The organism is Aquisalinus luteolus (assembly GCF_009712425.2).
Lineage (GTDB): Bacteria > Pseudomonadota > Alphaproteobacteria > Caulobacterales > Parvularculaceae > Aquisalinus > Aquisalinus luteolus.
In genome coordinates, this window is record NZ_VCJR02000002.1 from 34,317 (window position 1) to 53,668 (window position 19,352).

A 19,352-nucleotide genomic window follows, 5' to 3' on the forward strand; every position below is an offset into this window, starting at 1 on the left:
TCTTTGTGCTGACAGCTGGTCCCTTCTCCCATAGAGTTGCCGCAAGAGGGTAACAGTAACGAAGGGGATTTCATGAAACATACCCACCTGCTCAATGCATTGATGGGCGCGGCCGCCAGCTGCGCGATGCTCGGTGCCTGCACCAGCGAGAAAGTTACACCGGCCGGTCAGAGTGAAACCGGGACGAGCACGGTCGAGACTTACGGGGCCGCCGCGTTTTTCGAGACAACCAGCTATGGCATGGCCAGTTCCGCCGGTTTTGCCTTCTCGCCTGATGACGACGCGATCCTTGTCCATTCCGACGAGACCGGCATTTTCAACGCCTATGCCCTGCCGATCGACGGCAGCGAGCCTGCAACCCTGACGGCGTCGGACACGGACTCCACCTTCGCCCTATCATATTTCCCCGGCGATGAGCGCATCCTTGTCACCCATGATACAGGCGGCGATGAACTGAACCACATCTACCTGGTCGACGAGGACGGCACGTCCACGGACCTGACGCCGGGCGAAGAGGTCAAGGCGAGCTTTGCCGGCTGGAGCGATGACGCCCTGTCCTTCTACATCACGACGAATGAGCGCGATGCCCGCTTCTTCGACCTCTATGAATACGACACGGAAAGCTTCCAGCGCGAACTCGTCTTCCAGAACGATGAGGGATACACGATTGCCGCTGTCAGCGGTGACGGAACCGATGTCGCCCTCGTGCGCGAACGCACCTCCGCCGACTCGGACGTTTATCTCGCCGATCTGGAGGCCGGCGGCGCGCCGGTGCATGTCACCCCGCATGAAGGCAACATCGCTTATGGCGTCTACGACTTCACGCCCGATGGCTCCCAGCTTGTTTTTTCGACGGACGAGTTCGGCGAGTTCAGCCAGGCCTGGACCTATGATATCGCGACCGGCGAGAAGGCCGAGCTGATAGCAGAGGACTGGGACGTTATGTATGTCCTTTATTCTCCGTCCGGGGACTATCGCGTCCATGCGATCAACGAGGACGCCCGCACCACGCTGAAGATCACCGAAACGGCAACAGGCGCCCCGCTCACCGCCATCGACCTGCCCGCAGGCGATATCGGCAGTGTGCGCTTCTCGCGCGACGAAAGCCGGATCGCCTTCATGCTGTCGAGCGATACCTCGCCCAACAACGCCATGGTCGCAGACCTTGAGACCGGCGAAATCACCCAGCTGACCGATGCCCTCAACCCGGCGATTGACGAGGAAGACCTCGTCGATGCGCAAATCGTCCGTTATGAGAGCTTTGACGGGCTGGAAATCCCCGGCGTTCTCTACGTGCCGCACGGCGCGGAAGAGAACCCCGCCCCGGCCCTCGTCTGGGTCCATGGCGGACCGGGTGGCCAGAGCCGCGCCGGTTATTCCGCGACGATCCAGCATCTCGTCAATCATGGCTATGTCGTGCTGGCCGCCAACAATCGCGGCTCGTCCGGCTACGGAAAGACGTTCTTTCACATGGATGACCGCCGCCACGGCGATGTCGACCTGCAGGATATCGTCTATGCCGAAAAATGGCTGGCCGAGCAGTCCTATGTCGATGCCGAGAAGATCGGCATTATCGGCGGGTCGTATGGCGGCTACATGGTTGGTGCCGCCCTCGCCTTCGAGCCGGATGTCTACAAGGTCGGCATCAATATTTTCGGCGTCATGAACTGGGTCCGCACGCTGGAATCGATCCCGCCCTGGTGGGAATCTTTCCGCGAGGCGCTGTTCGACGAGATGGGCGACCCGGCAACGGATGCTGAACGCCACCGCGCGATCTCGCCGCTGTTCCACGCCGACAACATCCGTGTACCGCTGCTGGTCGTGCAGGGTGCCAACGACCCGCGCGTCCTGCAGGTCGAAAGCGACGAAATCGTCGAGGCGGTCCGCGCCAACGGCGTGCCGGTCGAATATGTCGTTTTCGAGGATGAGGGCCACGGCTTCTCAAAGCGCGAGAACCGGATCGAGGCCTCAGAGGCCTATGTCACCTTCCTCGACCAGTACCTGAAAACGCCCTGGTCACCAGAGGGGTCGCCGGATGGTGAAGGGGAAGCAGCCGAAACATCAGAGTCTGAAGAATAGACCTGATCTTGATACCCTCCCGGTTATCCGGGAGGGTTTTTTCTTGAAGGGCATATAGGGGTAGATTGGGGGAGAGCATGGGATTTCTGAAAAGACTGTTCGGCGTCAGTTCAAAATATTCCGCACCCGCAGCATCCTTGCCGCCGCTGCCCTATCCCAAACGCACCCTTTCTGACCATCTGTCACCTGCAGGTCGCAAGCGCGTGCTCGCGCTCGATGGTGGCGGCGTGCGCGGTGTCATGGCCATCGCCGTGCTGGAGCGGATCGAGGCGCTGCTGCGCGAGCGCCATGGCAACCATCCTGATTTCCGCCTGTGCGATTATTACGACCTCATCGGCGGCACCTCCACCGGCTCTATCATCGCTGCCGCCCTCGCGGGCAAGCGCTTCAGCGCCAGCGAGATAAAGGATTTCTATTTCGACATGGCCCCCGGCGTGTTCAAGGGCTCGTTCTTCCGCAAGGGCCTGTGGCACGCCCTCTTCGACGGCAAACGGCTCCTGAAGCAACTGGAAGACGTCTTCGGCGACATGACGCTCGGCTCGGAGGATATCGCCACCGGCTTTGCGCTCATCGCCAAGCGGGTCGATACGAATTCCGTCTGGGTACTGCACAACCACCCCGATGCCCTGTATTTCAATGATCCGCCGGACGGCAGCTATCTCGGCAACCGACACTACCCCATCGCCAATATCGTGCGCGGCTCGACCGCCGCCCCGCATTATTTTCAGCCGGAACGGATCGAGATCCTCAAGGGCCGCGAATACGGCCTGTTCGTCGATGGCGGCATCACCCCGCACAACAACCCGTGCTTCCAGCTGCTGATGCTGGCCGGCCTGCGCAATTATAATTACGGCTGGACGCTATCGCAGGACGACCTGATCATGCATTCCATCGGCACCGGTTCGATGGCGGTCAAGCTGCACGAGAAGGAGATCCGCCAGAAGCTGCAGATCACCCGGACGCTGGAGGCGCTGACCTCCATGATCTCCGGCAATGAGGATTTCATCGAGCTGCTGATGCAATGGGTCGGCGACAGCCCGGACCCGAAGGTCATCGATTCAGAGATCGGCGATCTGCGTGACGATTACCTGACCAGCCAGCCGCTCCTGTCGATCCAGCGCTACCAGTCCGTTCTCGGACAAAAGGAGCTTGAACGCGACTTCGGCATCAAGCTGTCGGACAAGCACCTCGCCACGGTGCGCAACATGACCGACCCTGCAGGGATGGCTCTCGCCTATGAAATCGGCCAGGCCATGGCCGAGACACTGGTCAGGGATGTCCATTTCCCGGAACGCTTCGACCTGACGGCATCCGGCGAACCGGCCCACCCGGCCGAGGTCGAGGAACCGGAAATGGAAACCGCCCCCATGCTGCGCGCAGCGGAGGGCGGCAAGCTTGCCCATATTCTCGGGCGGTTGGAGCGCTAAGCGTCAAGACGGCGGATTGATCAGGATGAGGTTCCCGATGACGTCATCGACCCGCTGGCGAAGGTCGCATTCGCCCGGCTCGGCGTCGGCGATCTCGCAATCGACCCGCACGGTATAAAAACTGCCCCAGCGATAGAACCGGCGCTCACCGACATTGCCGCTTTGTTCGTAAGCCTGGGTTTCGCGCGGCTGGGCCAGCCTGATGCCCGTAACGGTCAGCACATAATCCGGCATGCGCATATAGGCCACGTAAAGGTGGCTCTTGGCGTTAATTTCCAGTCGCCCGAGCATCTGCTCGTCGCCCGGCACCAGCACCGGCATGTCGGCATCTGCCAGCAGGTCATCCGTCACGCCCTGCTCACGCAGGATGGCGGCCTGTGCCTCGCTCGCCATCACCGCCTCGGCGGCCACACTTGCCCATGGCACTTCAAGGCGCGCACCATCCTGTCCACCAGCCCCCTCGCTATTCTCGCCGCCGCAGGCGCCAAGGGTAAGAGTCAGGCCAAAGAACACAAACAGGCAACGGGCGGAGGCCCTGTGAAAGGTTTTTATCATTTTTTCCGCTTTCATCGCATTTCAGTGGAACTATTTTAAACAGTTCTGCCTTCCCCGGCGAGGCAAGGCGACATTCCCACCGCACTTTAACTTTCACGATGCACTCTCTAAAGGTGACATCCTAACGCGATATATAACAAGAGCGACCCGTGAGCGACCGACAACCCGAAATTTCCAGTTCTACCCGGTCATGGCTGGAATCGATCATCAACTCATCCAATGATGCCATTATCAGCAAGACGCTGGACAGCATCATCACAAGCTGGAATCCGGCTGCACAGGCGATGTTCGGCTATACCGCCGATGAAATGATCGGCACCTCGATCCGCAGGCTGATCCCCGAAGATCGCGCCCACGAGGAAGACGACATCCTCGCGAGGATTTCCCAGGGGGAGCGGGTCGACTATTTCGAGACCCAGCGCCTGACCAAAAATGGCACGCTGATCGACATCTCTGTCAGCATTTCACCGATCCATGATGACGCAGGTGCCGTCATCGGCGCATCCAAGATCGCCCGCGACATCACGCAACGCAAACTCGACCGTGCCCTGCTGGAGGAAAGTGAATCCCGTTTCCGTGCGCTCGCCGACAACATCTCCCAGTTCGCCTGGATGGCGGACCGCAAGGGCTGGCTCTTCTGGTATAACCAACGATGGTTCGATTATACGGGCACCACGCTAGAAGAAATGCAGGGCTGGGGCTGGCGGGCCGTCCACCATCCCGACCATGTCGATCGTGTGGTCGAGCGGCTGCAATATTCATGGGACACGGGCGAGCCGTGGGAGGACACCTTCCCGCTCCGCAGCAAGGAGGGCGAGTATCGCTGGTTTCTCTCCCGCGCCTTGCCAATACGCGACGAGGCCGGTGCCGTGACCATGTGGGTCGGAACGAATACTGACATTACCGAACGCATCGACCACGACCGGCAGGTCCAGCTGCTGATGCAGGAAGTCAACCACCGCACCAAAAACATGCTGTCCCTCGTCCAGGCCATCGCAAGGCAAACCACCGGTGCGACCCACGAGGAATTCAACGCCCGGTTTTCAGAACGCATACAGGCCCTGTCGCGCAATCAGGATATCCTCGTGAACAATGAATGGCGGGGCATCGGCCTGAACGAGCTGTGCCGCCACCAGCTTACCCCGTTCGAAGATGAAATCGGCACCCGGATCACTTTCGAAGGGCCGGACGTGATGCTGACCGCCGCCAGCGCCCAGACCCTGGGCATCGCCCTGCATGAGTTGGCGACCAATGCCAGCAAGTATGGCGCCCTGTCCAACGACACGGGGTCTGTCGCCATCAGCTGGACCATACCGGGCACGGAGCTTTCGCCAGGTGGCCTTACCCTCCAGTGGCAGGAGGCGGGCGGCCCCGACGTGACCGAACCGGAAACCATGGGTTTTGGTACCGGCGTGCTGGAAAAAATGGCCTCCATGGGGCTCGGCGGCACTGTAAAAGCTGATTTCGAGAAGACCGGGCTTCGGTGGTGTCTGGAGACGAAGGACGGCAGCATCTTCGAAGGCGGCAAGCGGCCTTCCGGCCTAGCCGGTAAAGGCGACCAGATCCCTGACTCTTCCCGGCATTGCATCCTGCTCGTCGAGGACGAGGCCCTTGTCGGAATCGAGATGCAGATCAGCCTTGAGGAAGCCGGTTACGATGTCGCCGGCCCTGCCGCCAGCGTGCGACAGGCCCTCAACATGATCGAGAAGAAAAAATGCGATATCGCCGTTCTCGACATTAATCTTGGCCGGGAAAACTCCGTACCCGTTGCGGAGAAACTGCAGGAGAAGGGTATCCCCTTCATTGTGGTCTCGGGTTATTCCGAAGGCCAGCAACCGGAAATCTTTTCCGGCTACCCGTCCCTGTCAAAGCCGGTTCCGATGAGCAGGCTCCTCAGGCTCATCGAAACCGGGCTTGAGATCTTCACCCCGCAGGACGGCGCCTCCGGCTAGTCCTCTTCGGCGTAAAGCGCGTTTGCCGCGAGGGCGAGGAACATGTAGTTCGTTGCACCGCCGCCCATCACATATTCTGTCTGCTGCCAGAAGAACGGCCAGTCCTTCAGTTCCGGCAGGTCAGGCCTGATCAGCGCCGTGCCGGAGATCGACCCGCCGGGGATGAACGACCAGTCGGCCCGGTTCGTGCCATAGGCGATCAGGGCAGAATTCGCGCCGACACCCGAAACGAACGAGATCGTATTCTCCCCCGGGTGGACACCGAGAACAAAATTCAGCGCATCGAGATAGAGTTTTTCATCCGCATGCTGCGGCCAGCCCCTGGTAAAGAAATAATGCTCGACGCCAAAGCGCTGGATTGTCCAGCCCGCGCCCCAGATATCCGGCTCGTAAGGCACACCATAGGGTGTCTCGGTCGAGCGTTCACGAACTTTCTCCTGATACTCCGCCACACGGGCATCGAGGGCAGTCAGGAAATCGCCATAGCCGCCTTCTGCCTCTATCATCGGCAGCGCCGACGCCAGCATCCATCCCGTCGCGTCGATATCTTCCAGCAGGGCATCTTCCATTTCGACCAGCCTGTCGAGATAGGCTGTATCACCCGTCGTCTGGTACAGCTCGCTGAGAACGAAGACCCGGTTGTGGACGCTGTCAGCCCGGTCGAAAGACATCTCGTAAACGCCCCTGGCCGCTGCCAGCGTGCGCTCGGCAAGGTCGTCATCATAGCCCCGCATGACCCGCGATGCCGCGGCCAACCCGGCCGCTGTATAAAGCTCCCGGCTCGGATTATCCTCGGTGAAGACCCAGCGGTCATCCATCGCCTCATAGCCATCCTTGCGCTGCTGCACGACGCTGTCTTCTCTCCAGACGAAGCCATCAGTCTGGTCGTTGGCCTCGCCCAGCATCACATATTGCCGGTTGGTCGGCACGATGATGCCACGATAGAGTCGGCCGAGGGCTTCATAGCCACCAACGACCGACAACAGACCGTGCTCGACCTGCTGCAGCATGTCGTTGACGCCGTCTCGCTGGTGCAGCTCGACCAGCTTGTTGTCCTGGTCGATCATGGTCGCGTCATGGTCGAGACCAAATTCCTCGATCATCTTCGTCAGCAGCCAGACAGTGCCGATCTGGCTTTCGACGCGCAGGTCGTAATCGCCTGCATCGTGCCAGCCACCGGCATTCAGGCCCGGCACGTGCTCGCCCGGCTCGAACGGCGTCATCGTCTCCAGCCCCGAGACATAGCCATCGAAATGGTTGAGATCGACCGGCGCCATCAGCGCATCGTCCTGATGATCGAGGCCGTGCCAGACGCGGTATTTCTCGTTCACCCGCATATGGCACATCTGTACCGGCAGGTAATATTCCAGCGTCGGTGCCCAGGCATGACGCCCGAACACATCGTTCCCGATACGGAAGGCATGGGTCGTCCGCCCGCGATACTCGGCCACATAAGCCCCCGCCTCGGTGATGTCGGAGAAATCATATTCCAGATAATTATAGCGCAGGAACTCGCCCCATGCCTCTGGCGTGCCGGCAGAGACTTCCTCGCGGCCATTCGGCGTCAGGCGATAGATCGCCAGCCGGTCGGCCTTCGTGTCACGCTTGTCCTGTTCGATCAGGATGCGCTTGGGCTGGTTCGGCCCGTAACCGAGCTGGGAGACCTGCACCACCGGCTCATACATCCAGTCCGTCTCGACATTTGGCGTGATCGTCCATTCGATCGCGCCTTCCGTCGCCCCCGCAGGGATGGGTGTACGGACAATATACCAGCCATTATTGTGGTTGGTGCGCCCGTCCCACAGCTCCAGCCCGTCATCGGAGCTGATCACCATCGACACCATGGGATCGTCCGGTGCAACGCTCAGCGTCGTGCCTGTCGCCAGTGGTTCGGCCAGTGTCTCTCCATGATGGTCGACCAGTGGCCCGTTCGGCTGCACCGGGAAATACCCCGCTTCTTCGCCACTATCCCCGTCCATCAGGAAGGCCTTGCCGAAATAATGCGGCGGAAACAGTTCGAAATTGAACCCGATGCGCCCGGCCCATTCATCCGGGATCGGCTCATCGAGATCGACCGACACGATCACGCTGTTGCCCTCACCCGCACGGACCTTCACCTCATATTCGAAGTCGAGATCGGGATAGATAATGGGGTTGAACCCGGTCCGGTCCTTCGATTCATCCGGATACGCCATTCTCTGGCTGATGATGCCGTTCTCGGCATCGACCGTTCGCTCGACCGCTTTCGGCACCGGCGACCACTGGCCGGGCGAGGCTTCAAGCCGCACATCACCGTTGGCGGCGACACGCTGGCCATGCTGGATAATGGTCACGCCGGTCTGGTGCCCGTCAGGATAGTAATCGGCAAACACGGTGACGTTCAGCCCGGGTGCCTCGAAATATTCCTTGTCGTTCAGTTCCAGCTGCGCGGCGGCACCCGATGGGGCGACCATGGGGGCAAGCAGGCACAGGGCGGCAGCAATGCCGGTGACCTTCCTCATCGATTTCTCCACTTGAATTCTGTTTTGTTATTGCCGGTTACGCTAGGCGAGGATGCCGCCTGTGTCACCGTTGTCATGGACATTATTTTCTTAACTTTTTCACCTGTGACCCGGACGCAAAGCCAGTATTTGCGCCATTTTTATAGTTAATGTTTACGGGCTTCCACCTTTGGCATAGAGTGTACAATGTTATGGGGTATTGAGAGCTGCAAGTGTCGAAAGACGTGCGGCAGGTAGGGGATAATGGGGAAGTGGAACGACCGCGGGGACAAGCCCGTTATCCGGCGTAACCCCGCCAGGGCACGCCGCCTTTTCAAGGATCAGACCGTCGCCAAAGGCATCCGCTTCACCGGCGCTGATTACTGCCCGGTCCCGGATTTCTCCAGGGCCGGCCCCGATGCCAGCACTGAAAAACCCTCCCCCTCATCGGCGACAACATCCTCGGCCTCAGCCTCCTATGCCGGTGCCGATGGCTATGGCCGCTCATCAGGCGGCAGCGGGGTGACAGGACTGATCATCGCCGTTCTGCTCGTCGTCTTCCTGGTCGTCTTCGCCTTCGGCATGTATGGCACCTACCAGCTCGCTTCGACCCAGACAGTCTTCGCTTTCCAGACCGAGTTGAAAGAGAAGCGGCTGGAGAATGCGCGCCTCGTCACCGACCGGGTCGAGGCAGAGGCGCTGGCGCTGACCCCGTGGATCGTCGAGGCGGAGCCAACCTATGTCGCCAGCCGCAAGATCAAGGCGATGGGCATCGACGCCGTTGCCATCGACCATGCCAATCTGGGCCTGTACGAACAATATGCCCTGCGCCGCGCGCCGGAAGCGGCGCTGCATTACCTCTTCGCCTCGACCCGGGGCGAGCGCCGCTCCAGCGTCATCCTGCTGCAGGAGCGCAAACATCTGGGCGCGCAACAGCAGAAGACGTTCGAGGCCGTTCACCAGCTCAATGGCGGAGAGGGCTATCTGGCCCTCGGCCAGTATTACCTGTACGGGGAAATCATCACCCAGGAACCGATACAGGGGCATCCGGAGGTGATGGAGACCACCCTCGCCGACACCGCCCTGCCCGTATTCGGTAACGACCCCGCCAAGGCATTCCGCTATTTCCATATTGCAACGCTGTGCAACGTGCAGGGCGGCTATCAGTGGCGCAATGAAATCACCATGCGCAATTATATCACCGAGGCGAACCAGAGCGCGGAGCGAGAGGCCGGGGAGAAGGAACTCGCTGCCCTCGTCACCCGCGCCGGCACCAGCCGTGAGGCCTTTTGCTCCGGCACCTATCTGGAAGATCGCCTGTCCCGCCTTCAGCCGCACATGCTGCTGACCGATACGGGCGTCCTGACCCTCGACCAGCTGGTCGACACGGTCTGGCTGCCCGCGGCTGATTTCGACCGCTTCATCGCCAGCCACCCGGCCCCCGCCAACTCCAATCCGGGCAACCGCACCGGCGCCACGTTCGGCACGGGCGACACCGGGCGCGGCTATGGCGCGGCCAGCCTGTCCGCAGACGGATCGAAATATTATCGTGACAGCCCGGGCGGCAGCATCCCCCGCGCCGAAGCGACGTATGACGGCCTGCCGCCGGAATGCCGCGGCACTGACGCGCCCGCCGATTGCACCGAGCGCCTCGCTGCGCTGAGCTGCTCTGACGAGGCACGCTATAATTACAGCCTCGGCGAAGCGGAAATGGCTCGCGGTGCCCTCGATACCGCCCGCGCCTATTTTTCACAGGCGATCACCGTCGGGCGCACCTGCGGTTCCGAATTTGCCGTCATGTCGTCCAAGCGTCTCGGCGCGCTGAACCTGACCTGCGAATACACACCGGACAGCCTGCGGCGTATCGCCCGGGGCGGCGAAAACAATCCCGAAGGCGGCGACATCATCGACCTGATCATCCGCCAACGGGCACTGAAGGCGCTCGGCCATTATCGCGACACCATCGACGGCAAGTACGGCCCCAACACCCGTGCCGCCATCTCCAGCTTCCAGCGTGAGTTCGGCTTCCGCGAGACCGGCGACCTGACCCCGATCGAGACCGTCTATCTCATCTGCGGTGCTGCCGAGATCGCCCGCGATGTCGACGCCTATACGACGCTGGGCCTGATGTATGTCACCGGCCTCGGCACTGTTCAGAACACGGATCTTGGCCTGCAATGGCTCAAGCTCGCTGCGCGCGATGGCGACGATGACGCCCTCTATAATCTCGCTCTGCTCTATGGCTCCGGCACGGTCCTGTCGAGCTACCAGGTCTGCGATGTCGTCGAGAACGAAGAACAGGCCGATGCATACCTGCAGGAAGCCTCCGATGCCGGTCACCCGGTCGCTCGTCGCCTCATCGAGGCCTATGGCCGCCTCGGCACTGCTGGCCGCTGGGCCGCGATCCGCGCCGATCTCGGCCTCGATGGCGACCCGACGCCCGCCAGCGACGATACCAAATTCGAGCGGCGGCTGGAAAATGTCGGCTATGGCTGCCAGCCCAACCCACCCTTACCCACAGCACCGGACACATCTGCAGGAGAGACGTTATGAGATTTTTACAGACTTCCACCGTCATCCTGGCCGTCGCCCTCGCTGTCTCCGCCTGTACGCCGATCGACAATTCATTCCACAACATGACCGGCAACCCCAAGCCAATCACCTACGAGCCGAGCTGCCAGCCCGGCGACATCACGGCCCAGAACGCCCTTTACGAAGCCCGCTACCAGAGCCTGTGGCAGATGATGCGCGAGCGGCTCTATGTGAACACCGTCGCGCCGCGTACGGAGAAAGATATCAGGCGCGCCAATGGGTATGAACGCGAGATGGAAGCGCTCGAGGCGGAACTGTCGCGCACCTATTCCCGCGCCAGCAACAGCTGTTCTGCCCTCCTGAAATGCGAGAGCGGTGCGAGCGGCGACAGCTGGGATGCCTGCGAGGCAAAGCGCGGCGACATGCTGATCGCGCAGACCGAGTTCTACGCCATGTCCGGTCGCCTCGACGGCCAGGCCAGCCGCATCCTGTCATGGGAACCTTTTGCAGATGTTCCCGTCACGGAGTATGACGCAAAAGCGGCAAGCAAGGATGACGGGCCGCAACTGAACCGCAAGCGCAATTGCCCGACCCTCAGCGACGTGCTGACCGTCTGCTCCGAAGACGACTGATCGGTCCCTATTGCGTGGCGAACAGCTTCGCCATGTCGCGGAATGTCTTGAATTCCATCACCGCCCCGCCGGGGATATTGATGAAGAATGTCCCCTGCTCGCCCGGCTGTTCGCGGAAGCGGATCGTCGGCTCGATACGGAAATCCGTCCCCGCCTGTTCCAGCCTGTCAGCCAGCGCCTGCCAGTCATCCCAGTCCATCACGAGGCCGAAGTGAAAAGCCGGCACGGCGCGCCCGTCGACCGGATTGGTCGGCAGGTCGGCCGCGCTGTCGACCAGATGAGCCGTCACCTGATGCCCGGCAATGTCGAAATCGACCCAGCGTGCGGCCGTGCGCCCGACAGCAAAGCCCAATACGCCCTCCAGATAGCTGCGCGTTGCGGCAAGGTCCGTGGTCGGGAAGGCAAGGTGAAAGGGTGTCATCTGTGCACTCGTCCTGAAATGATTGCTGGTCTCACTGGTTCCGGGGATATCATCGCCAGCCATCTGCCGCTATCGTGTTCCTGCAATACATGCAGGGGAGAGAACAGATGACTCGCATCATTATCATGTACAAGCTGAAAGACGGCGTTAGCAAGGACGATTTCGAAGCATGGGTGCGCGAAACGGACTACCCGACCATGCGCGGCCTGACCCGCGTCAGCAGCTTTCACACCCATCGCGCCGACAGCCTGTTGATCGGCAAGGGCAAGCCCTCGGTCGACTATGTCGAGATCTTCGAGATCAACGACATGGTCGGTTTCGCCAGCGAGGACCTGCCGGGCGAAACCGTTCAGGAAATCATGGGCCAGTTCATGGGCTTCGCCGATGAACCGGAATTCATCATTGCAGAGACGGTTGCCTGATCCGGCAATTATCCCTGACTGCCATATTTCCCTGCCAGCATGTCGAACACGGCGCGGATACCCATCGCCTCGCCGCCCTTGGGCCTGCCGGGGCGCTCCTTGGGGTTCCACGCAAAAATATCGAAATGCGTATAGGGAATTTCTTCCGGCACGAACCGGTTGAGGAAAAGCGCCGCCGTGATCGACCCGGCAAAGGGGGTATCGGCGGCGTGGTTCACATCGGCAATGTCCGATGACAGATAGCTGTCATAGTTCTTCCACAGCGGCATGCGCCAGCACGGATCGGACAGGCGATCTCCCGCGGCCATGATCGTATCTGCAATGGTCCGGTCACGGACATAGAAGGGGGAAACCTCCGGCCCCATTGCCACGCGCGCCGCCCCCGTCAACGTAGCGAACGTGAACAGCATTTCCGGCGTGTCTTCCACCGCCAGCGCCAGCGCATCGGCCAGCACCAGCCGGCCTTCGGCGTCGGTATTGGAAATCTCCACCGTCATGCCGTTGCGCGAGGGGTACACATCACCCGGGCGATAGGCGTTGCCGGCGATATTGTTCTCCACGGCCGGGATCAGCACACGCAGGCGTACGTTCAGCTTCGCCGCCATGATCATCTGGGCGAGCGCCAGCACATTGGCAGAGCCGCCCATATCCTTCTTCATCAGGGCCATATAGCTGCCCTGCTTGATGTTCAGCCCGCCGGTATCAAAGCACACGCCCTTGCCGACCAGGGTCAGCTTCGGTGCGTTCTTGTCGCCCCAGGAAAAATCGATCAGGCGCGGCGCTTTCTCTGCTGCCCGGCCAACCGCATGGATCAGAGGGAAGTTCTGCTTCAGCAGCGCCTCGCCCTCGATCACATTGACCTTGGCCTTGAACCGCGCGGCGACCGCCTTGGCGGCATCGGCGAGCGCATCCGGGCCCATATCCTCCGTCGGCGTATTGACCAGATCGCGGGCAAGCCACACGGCCTCGACGGTGCGGTCGAGCGCCGCCATGTCCAGGCCTTCGGGCAGCACCAGCACGGGGGGTTTTTCGCGTTCCTTGTAGCGATCGAACTTGTAAGCGCCGAGCGCCCAGCCGAGACAGAATAGCTGCGCTGCTTCTCCCTCAACCGGCCCCTCAACCGGATTGGCGAAAACATAGTCCCCTTCCGGCAGGGCCGCTGCCGCCGCCCCGGTCACGAACGGGTCGCTGCCATCGCCAAGGCCGACAAAGACCGCATTGCTCGCGATAAGCACCTTGCCAGCCTGCCCCTTGAACTTGTTCGCCTTGGTCAGCAGCAGGTGATCGATCGCCGTCTCCTCCAGCCAGCCATCGAAATTTTCCGACGGGGCGAGGTAGATCGGCACCGCCTTGGCGGCACGGTCTGCGTCATGGGCGGTGTAGGCGTCGTTGAAGGCAACCATTCGTTAACTCTCTGACTGTCTGAAACTTATAAACTGGGATGAAAAACCTGTTTGGCCAGTGGTGGTTAAGGGTTTCTTGAACACCTTGGGCCATTATGGCGCGAACGGTAACAGGTCTGAAGTGAGGATCAACTATGTCCCGCATGCTGAATAGAGTCTTGATCGGCGTTTCCGCCATGGCGCTCGCCTCGTGCTCGAGCGTCGAGGGCGTCAAGGATGTCGCCAGTTTCGACCGCTCGAACGAGGCGCTGAACGCCCAGCTCGGCACCATGTCCGGCGCCCCGTCGCCGGACAATATGGATGTCATCTCCAAGGCTGCCTATTGGGGCACGCGCTATGACCGCAACCCGTCCGACAGCGACACGGCAGTCAATTATTCAAAAGCGCTGCGCGACATGGAAAACAACGAGGAAGCGCTGAAGGTCATGACCCGTTTCGCTGAAACGGTGCGGGCCGATGCCGCGGTGAACCTGGAACTCGGCAAGGTGCTGATCGCCAATGACCGTGCCTTCGAGGCCGTACGCCCGCTGGAACGGTCCATCGACGCCGAGCCACGCAACTGGAGTGCCTATTCCGCCTATGGCGTCGCCCTCGACAAGATCGGCGAGCATGGCGAGGCCCGCAAGCAGTATGACATCGCCCTGTCCCTGTCGCCAGAGAATGTTTCCGTGCTGAACAACAAGGGCCTGTCCTATGCTCTTTCCGGCGACATTCAGCGCGCCGAAATGACCCTGCGCAAGGCAACGACCAGCCGCGAAGGTTCCGCCCGCGTGCGCCAGAACCTCGCCCTCGTGCTTGGTTTCGCCGGCAAGGCAAACGAGGCAGAGCGGCTCGCCCGCTCCGACCTGCCGCCGCGCATCGCCGACAACAATGTCACCTATTTCCGCTCTCTTGTCGCCCAGCCTGCCTACTGGCAGGAGTTCAGCGGCGACAATGTCGATCTGCCTGATTTCGGCGAGGAGTATGTCAATCCGCCGCGCGCTTCGCGCATGACGCCGGTTTACGAAGTACCGCTGACGGTCAACGGCCAGCCGGCCCCTGGCGCGGACACGCCGCAGCGCCCCGTTGCGCCGGCGGCGAGCGAGCCGACACCGCTACAGCCGCAACCACAACCGATCGAGCCGGAAGAGGAAGAGAACGAAGAGATCCTTTCTTCTCTCGCTGACGACCAGTCGCAAGGGTAAGCCCGCACGAATTCAAAATGGGGGAGCCTGTCTTGCACGGGATAAGAGAACGCCGCCGGATCACTCCGGCGGCGTTTTTTATTTTAGACCAGACTTATCCCCGCTCATCCGTATCCGTCTATTCTCTGATGCAAGCCCGGTGAGAATCGGGCGGAGGGATGATGTCGCCCTTACCTGCGGGCGGCATCATCCAGCAGGCATCCCTGTTATCCCCTCGGGGAGAGGAGCGGGCGCGCGTCGGCGTTCGTGACAGGGATCGGCATCCTGTCCAGACGGATAGGCGCGAGAGCTCCCTCAGGGCCGCGCACCGGAATGCCGCCGTGACGGGCGATATGCGCTTCCACGCTTGTCGCTTTCGCGCTCAACGCTTGAAGAATGTCCGTCACGGGCCTTCCTCGTTCTATTTCTCACCACCGCAGCGATAGCTGACGGTGCTTTCAATGCTGCCTCTCTTGTCATCCTGGCCAAGCGCAGCGCGAGCCGGGACCCATTTTCCAGAGACGGTGAGGCTGGCTTGGTAAAGCAAAGGCCTCTGGCAAATGGGTCCCGGGTTGATGCTCCGCATCCCCCGGGATGACAAGATGGATGTTTTGGAAAGAAACTCGACACCGTATCACGCTGAAGTCTAGCCTTTATGGTCAGCCAATGCCTGTAAGGCAGAGCCTGCCTTACAGGCTTGGTGAGCCATTGTTTTGCCGGCGGCGATCAGTCAAGGGTCGCCTTTGGCGACCGCGGAGCGGCTTCGCCCTTGACAGATCGACACCGGTGAAACACCGGATATCGAAAGCTGTATTTTGAAATCTTCCGCCTACTGCGGACCATCCATCCCGAACACGCGCAGCATGGCCGGGCCGAGGATGATCGCGAAAAGCACCGGCAGGAAGAACAGGATCATCGGGACTGTCAGTTTCGGTGGCAGGGCGGCGGCCTTTTTCTCCGCAGCCTGCATGCGCAGCTCGCGGTTCTCGGCGGCCATGACCCGCAGGGACTGGCCCAGCGGCGTGCCGTAATTCTCCGTCTGGATCAGCGCGGTGACGACGGATTTCATACCATCCGTACCGACACGATCGGCCAGATTCTGATAGGCCACCTTGCGATCCGGCAGATAGGAAAGTTCGGCCGTCGTCAGCGCCAGTTCCTGCGCCAGTTCCGGGCAGTTGACGGCGATTTCCTCGCTGACCTTCTGCAGGGCATGTTCGATCGACATGCCGGATTCAACGCAGATCAGCAACAGGTCGAGGGCGTCGGGGAAGAACAGCTGCATCTTCTGGCGACGCTTGGTGATGGTGTTTGTCAGCCAGATATTCGGCAGGTAGAAGCCGACGGCAAAGGCGCCGATCGTTGCCATCAGGCGCATGAAGCTGCCCAAGTCAAACCCGTTGAAGATATAGACGTAACAGCCAACGGCGAAACAGGCGAGGAACGGCATGACCAGGCGTGCCAGCATGAAGGTGAACACCGGCCGCTCGCCGCGATAGCCAGCCTGGGCCAGTTTCTTGGCCGCACTCTTGGCATCGAAGAATTCCAGCAGCTTGAACTGCTCGACGATTTCCCGCGCCATGCCCTGCGCCGTTTCGGTCCGCAGGCTTGCGCCCTTTTTCTTCAGGGATTCGCGGTGCTCGTCACGCAGCCGGCTCTTGTAGTCGCTGACTTCCTTCAGGCGCCCGGCCATCGGGTCGCGCGCCAGCATCGGCCCCAGAATGGTGATCGCAGCAGCAACGGTGGCAACAGCCGCCAGAAAGGCGATCTGGTTCTGCCGGTCCATCACTACATTGAGAAAGTCTTCCATGGTCGCGAGCCTAAATCAGTTACGGTGAATCAGACCTTAATGCTGATCATGTTCTTCATGATGAAGATACCGATCGACATCCACAGCCCTGAGCCGAGAAGGATGAAATTGCCCATCTGGGTATTCCAGAGTGGCTCCAGATATTCCGGGGACGACATATGCACCATGCCGCCGACCATGAATGGCAACGAGCCGAGAATGACGGCGGAGGCTTTCGCTTCCATCGACAGGGCGGAAACCTTGCCCTGCATCAGCTTGCGGTTACGCAGCACCGTGCCGAGGTTGCCCAGCGCTTCGGCCAGGTTACCGCCAGTCTGGCGCTGGATGATCAGGACGATGGAAAAGAAGTTCACTTCCGGCAGCGGCATGCGATCATACATGCGCTCCAGCACCTGGTCGAGGGACAGGCCGATGCGCAGGCCTTCGATCATCAGGGCGAATTCGGCGCGCACGGGTTCCTCTGCATCCTTCGATACAATCTTCAGGCATTCATGCACCGGCAGGCCGGATTTGACACCGCGCACGATGACGTCGATCGCGCCGGTAAACTCGGTCAGGAATTTCTTCTGCCTGCGGCTTTTCAGGAAGAAAAGGCCCCAGCGCGGCAGGCCAAGGGCGCCGACAAATGTCATCATGCCGATGACATGCATCGCCTGGCCGGAGATGAACCCGACCAGCGCGCAGCCGATGCCGCAGATGACGGAGGCGACATAGAAGTCGCGCTCTGAAATGTTCAGGCCGGCCTGCTCTATCTTCTGGCTCAGGCTGAGCTTCTGTTTCTCGGCCCGTTCCTTCTGCGCGTCTTCCATCTTGCGCAGGGATTCCTGGATATGCTTGCGCCGGTCCTTCGTGTTTTCCTGCTGGCCCTTGCCGCCCGTGCGTTGCGCCGTGCGGCTGTTGCCTGACAGGCCTGCGGCACGCTGGCTTGCCTTTTTCTGGCTCGTCGGCGCCATGAAGACATAACCAAGGGCGCCGATACAAACGACGCCCAGGATCAGCATGAGGAGGGTTTGCTGGTCAAGCTGCATGACTACTCCGATGCCGCGTCGAGCGCTTCGGCCAGCTCGACATGGCGGCCGTAATAGCGGGCACGATCCCAGAAGGCCGGCCGGGCAATACCCGTCGACTTGTGGCGGCCGAGGACCTTGCCGTCATCGTCCTCGCCCTCGATATCGTAGACGAACAGGTCCTGCGTGATAACGGTGTCACCCTCCGTACCCAGTACTTCGGTAATGTGGGTGATACGGCGCGAACCGTCGCGCAGGCGGGCGGCCTGGATGATGATGTCGATCGAGCCAACGATCATCTCGCGAATTGTCTTTGACGGCAGGTTGTAGCCGCCCATGGTGATCATGGATTCAACACGCTGCAGGGCTTCGCGCGGCGAGTTGGCGTGCAGCGTGCCCATGGAGCCGTCGTGACCGGTGTTCATGGCCTGCAGCAGGTCGAACGCTTCCGGGCCACGTACCTCGCCCACGATGATCCGTTCAGGACGCATCCGCAGACAGTTCTTGACAAGATCGCGCATGGTCACCTCGCCCTGGCCTTCCAGGTTTGGTGGACGCGTCTCGAGACGAACGACGTGCGGCTGCTGCAGCTGAAGTTCGGCCGCGTCTTCGCAAGTGATGACGCGCTCATCGGTTTCGATGAAGGATGTCATACAGTTCAGCAGCGTCGTCTTGCCCGAACCCGTACCGCCCGAGATCAGCGTATTGATCCGGCAACCGCCGATGATTTCAAGAACCTTGGCCCCTTCCGGCGAGATCGACTGGAAGTCGACCAGGTTTTTCATGGTCAACTTGTCTTTCTTGAACTTACGAATGGTCAGCGCGGCGCCATCGATCGACAGCGGCGGCGCGATGACGTTGACACGCGAACCATCCGGCAGGCGCGCGTCGCATATCGGGCTGGATTCATCGACCCGGCGGCCGACTTGGCTGACGATCCGCTGACAGATGTTCATCAGCTGGGCGTTGTCGCGGAAACGGATATTGGTCAGCTGGATCTTGCCGTTGACCTCGATGAAGACACGCGACGACCCATTGACCATGATATCGGCAATATCATCACGGGCGAGCAACGGCTCTAGCGGGCCATACCCCAGGACGTCGTTACAGATGTCCTGCAGCAGGGCTTCCTGCTCGGCAATCGACATCTGCAGGTTCTTGATCGAGATGATCTCGTTGACGATGTCACGGATCTCTTCGGCAGCCGATTCCGGGTCGAGCTGGGCGAGCTGCGACAGGTCGATCGTGTCGATCAGTGCGTTGAAGATCGTCGTTTTCGTCTGGTAATATTTCTCCGACTGCTGCTTGTTTTCAACGACAGGCTTGTCGGCATCCGCCTTCGGCTTTGACGCCGGCTTTGCAGCAGGTTTCGGCGCCGGCTTCGGCGCGCTTTTTGCGGCAGCAGGTTTTGGCGTCGGCTTTTGCGCGACGGGCTGTTCCTGCAGGGCGGATTTCTTACCAAACATAGT

The 19,352-nt window shown here is 60.8% G+C and carries 14 protein-coding genes; 7 read left to right on the top strand and 7 right to left on the bottom strand.

Features of this window, described 5'->3' with window-relative positions:
* Nucleotides 1-72: 72 nt before the first annotated feature.
* Both FF098_RS08545 and FF098_RS08550 read left to right on the top strand, forming a co-directional pair.
* Entirely contained in the window at nucleotides 73-2,079 is a 2,007-nt protein-coding gene (locus FF098_RS08545; protein WP_205967449.1) for a S9 family peptidase, read from the top strand.
* 77 nt (nucleotides 2,080-2,156) lie between these two features.
* Entirely contained in the window at nucleotides 2,157-3,506 is a 1,350-nt protein-coding gene (locus tag FF098_RS08550; protein WP_155139562.1) for a patatin-like phospholipase family protein, read from the top strand.
* Between the two features lie 3 nt (nucleotides 3,507-3,509).
* Here the strand turns inward: FF098_RS08550 and FF098_RS08555 are convergent, their stop codons facing one another.
* Complete coding sequence (locus tag FF098_RS08555) at nucleotides 3,510-4,061, bottom strand: hypothetical protein (RefSeq protein ID WP_155139563.1); 552 nt, start codon at nucleotides 4,059-4,061, stop codon at nucleotides 3,510-3,512.
* A gap of 149 nt (nucleotides 4,062-4,210) precedes the next feature.
* Here FF098_RS08555 and FF098_RS08560 point away from each other — a divergent pair, with 149 nt between their 5' ends.
* Nucleotides 4,211-6,013 carry a PAS domain S-box protein gene (locus FF098_RS08560; protein WP_166426433.1) on the top strand — a complete coding sequence of 601 codons (1,803 nt, stop codon included), beginning with the start codon at nucleotides 4,211-4,213 and terminating at the stop codon, nucleotides 6,011-6,013.
* Here the strand turns inward: FF098_RS08560 and FF098_RS08565 are convergent.
* Entirely contained in the window at nucleotides 6,010-8,514 is a 2,505-nt protein-coding gene (locus tag FF098_RS08565; protein WP_155139564.1) for a glycoside hydrolase family 9 protein, read from the bottom strand. The genes FF098_RS08560 and FF098_RS08565 overlap by 4 nt on opposite strands.
* Before the next feature lie 243 nt (nucleotides 8,515-8,757).
* Here FF098_RS08565 and FF098_RS08570 point away from each other — a divergent pair, with 243 nt between their 5' ends.
* Nucleotides 8,758-11,046, top strand: coding sequence for a peptidoglycan-binding protein (locus FF098_RS08570; protein WP_155139565.1), 2,289 nt, complete (start codon nucleotides 8,758-8,760; stop codon nucleotides 11,044-11,046).
* Nucleotides 11,043-11,657: a hypothetical protein gene (locus FF098_RS08575; RefSeq protein WP_155139566.1), complete on the top strand. Its 615-nt coding sequence runs from the start codon at nucleotides 11,043-11,045 to the stop codon at nucleotides 11,655-11,657. The genes FF098_RS08570 and FF098_RS08575 overlap by 4 nt, the downstream gene beginning before the upstream one ends.
* Nucleotides 11,658-11,664: 7 nt before the next feature.
* Here the strand turns inward: FF098_RS08575 and FF098_RS08580 are convergent, their stop codons facing one another.
* On the bottom strand, nucleotides 11,665-12,078 hold the full coding sequence (locus FF098_RS08580) for a VOC family protein (RefSeq protein ID WP_155139567.1): 414 nt from the start codon (nucleotides 12,076-12,078) through the stop codon (nucleotides 11,665-11,667).
* A gap of 107 nt (nucleotides 12,079-12,185) precedes the next feature.
* Between FF098_RS08580 and FF098_RS08585 the strand changes: the two genes are divergently transcribed.
* The gene (locus FF098_RS08585) at nucleotides 12,186-12,500 is read left to right on the top strand and encodes an REDY-like protein HapK (RefSeq protein ID WP_155139568.1); all 315 of its coding nucleotides are present in this window, start codon (nucleotides 12,186-12,188) and stop codon (nucleotides 12,498-12,500) included.
* An 8-nt stretch (nucleotides 12,501-12,508) separates the two neighbouring features.
* On the opposite strand, the gene FF098_RS08590 is transcribed toward FF098_RS08585, so the two are convergent.
* On the bottom strand, nucleotides 12,509-13,903 hold the full coding sequence (locus tag FF098_RS08590; protein WP_155139569.1) for a leucyl aminopeptidase family protein: 1,395 nt from the start codon (nucleotides 13,901-13,903) through the stop codon (nucleotides 12,509-12,511).
* 143 nt (nucleotides 13,904-14,046) lie between these two features.
* Here FF098_RS08590 and FF098_RS08595 point away from each other — a divergent pair, with 143 nt between their 5' ends.
* Nucleotides 14,047-15,087, top strand: a complete 1,041-nt coding sequence (locus FF098_RS08595; RefSeq protein ID WP_155139570.1) for a tetratricopeptide repeat protein — start codon at nucleotides 14,047-14,049, stop codon at nucleotides 15,085-15,087.
* A gap of 808 nt (nucleotides 15,088-15,895) precedes the next feature.
* Here the strand turns inward: FF098_RS08595 and FF098_RS08600 are convergent.
* From FF098_RS08600 to FF098_RS08610, 3 genes are read right to left on the bottom strand one after another with little or no spacing between them, the layout of a single operon-like run.
* Nucleotides 15,896-16,876: a type II secretion system F family protein gene (locus FF098_RS08600; protein ID WP_155139571.1), complete on the bottom strand. Its 981-nt coding sequence runs from the start codon at nucleotides 16,874-16,876 to the stop codon at nucleotides 15,896-15,898.
* Between the two features lie 29 nt (nucleotides 16,877-16,905).
* On the bottom strand, nucleotides 16,906-17,904 hold the full coding sequence (locus tag FF098_RS08605; protein ID WP_155139572.1) for a type II secretion system F family protein: 999 nt from the start codon (nucleotides 17,902-17,904) through the stop codon (nucleotides 16,906-16,908).
* Between the two features lie 2 nt (nucleotides 17,905-17,906).
* The gene (locus FF098_RS08610) at nucleotides 17,907-19,349 is read right to left on the bottom strand and encodes a CpaF family protein (RefSeq protein WP_155139573.1); all 1,443 of its coding nucleotides are present in this window, start codon (nucleotides 19,347-19,349) and stop codon (nucleotides 17,907-17,909) included.
* Nucleotides 19,350-19,352: the final 3 nt, after the last annotated feature.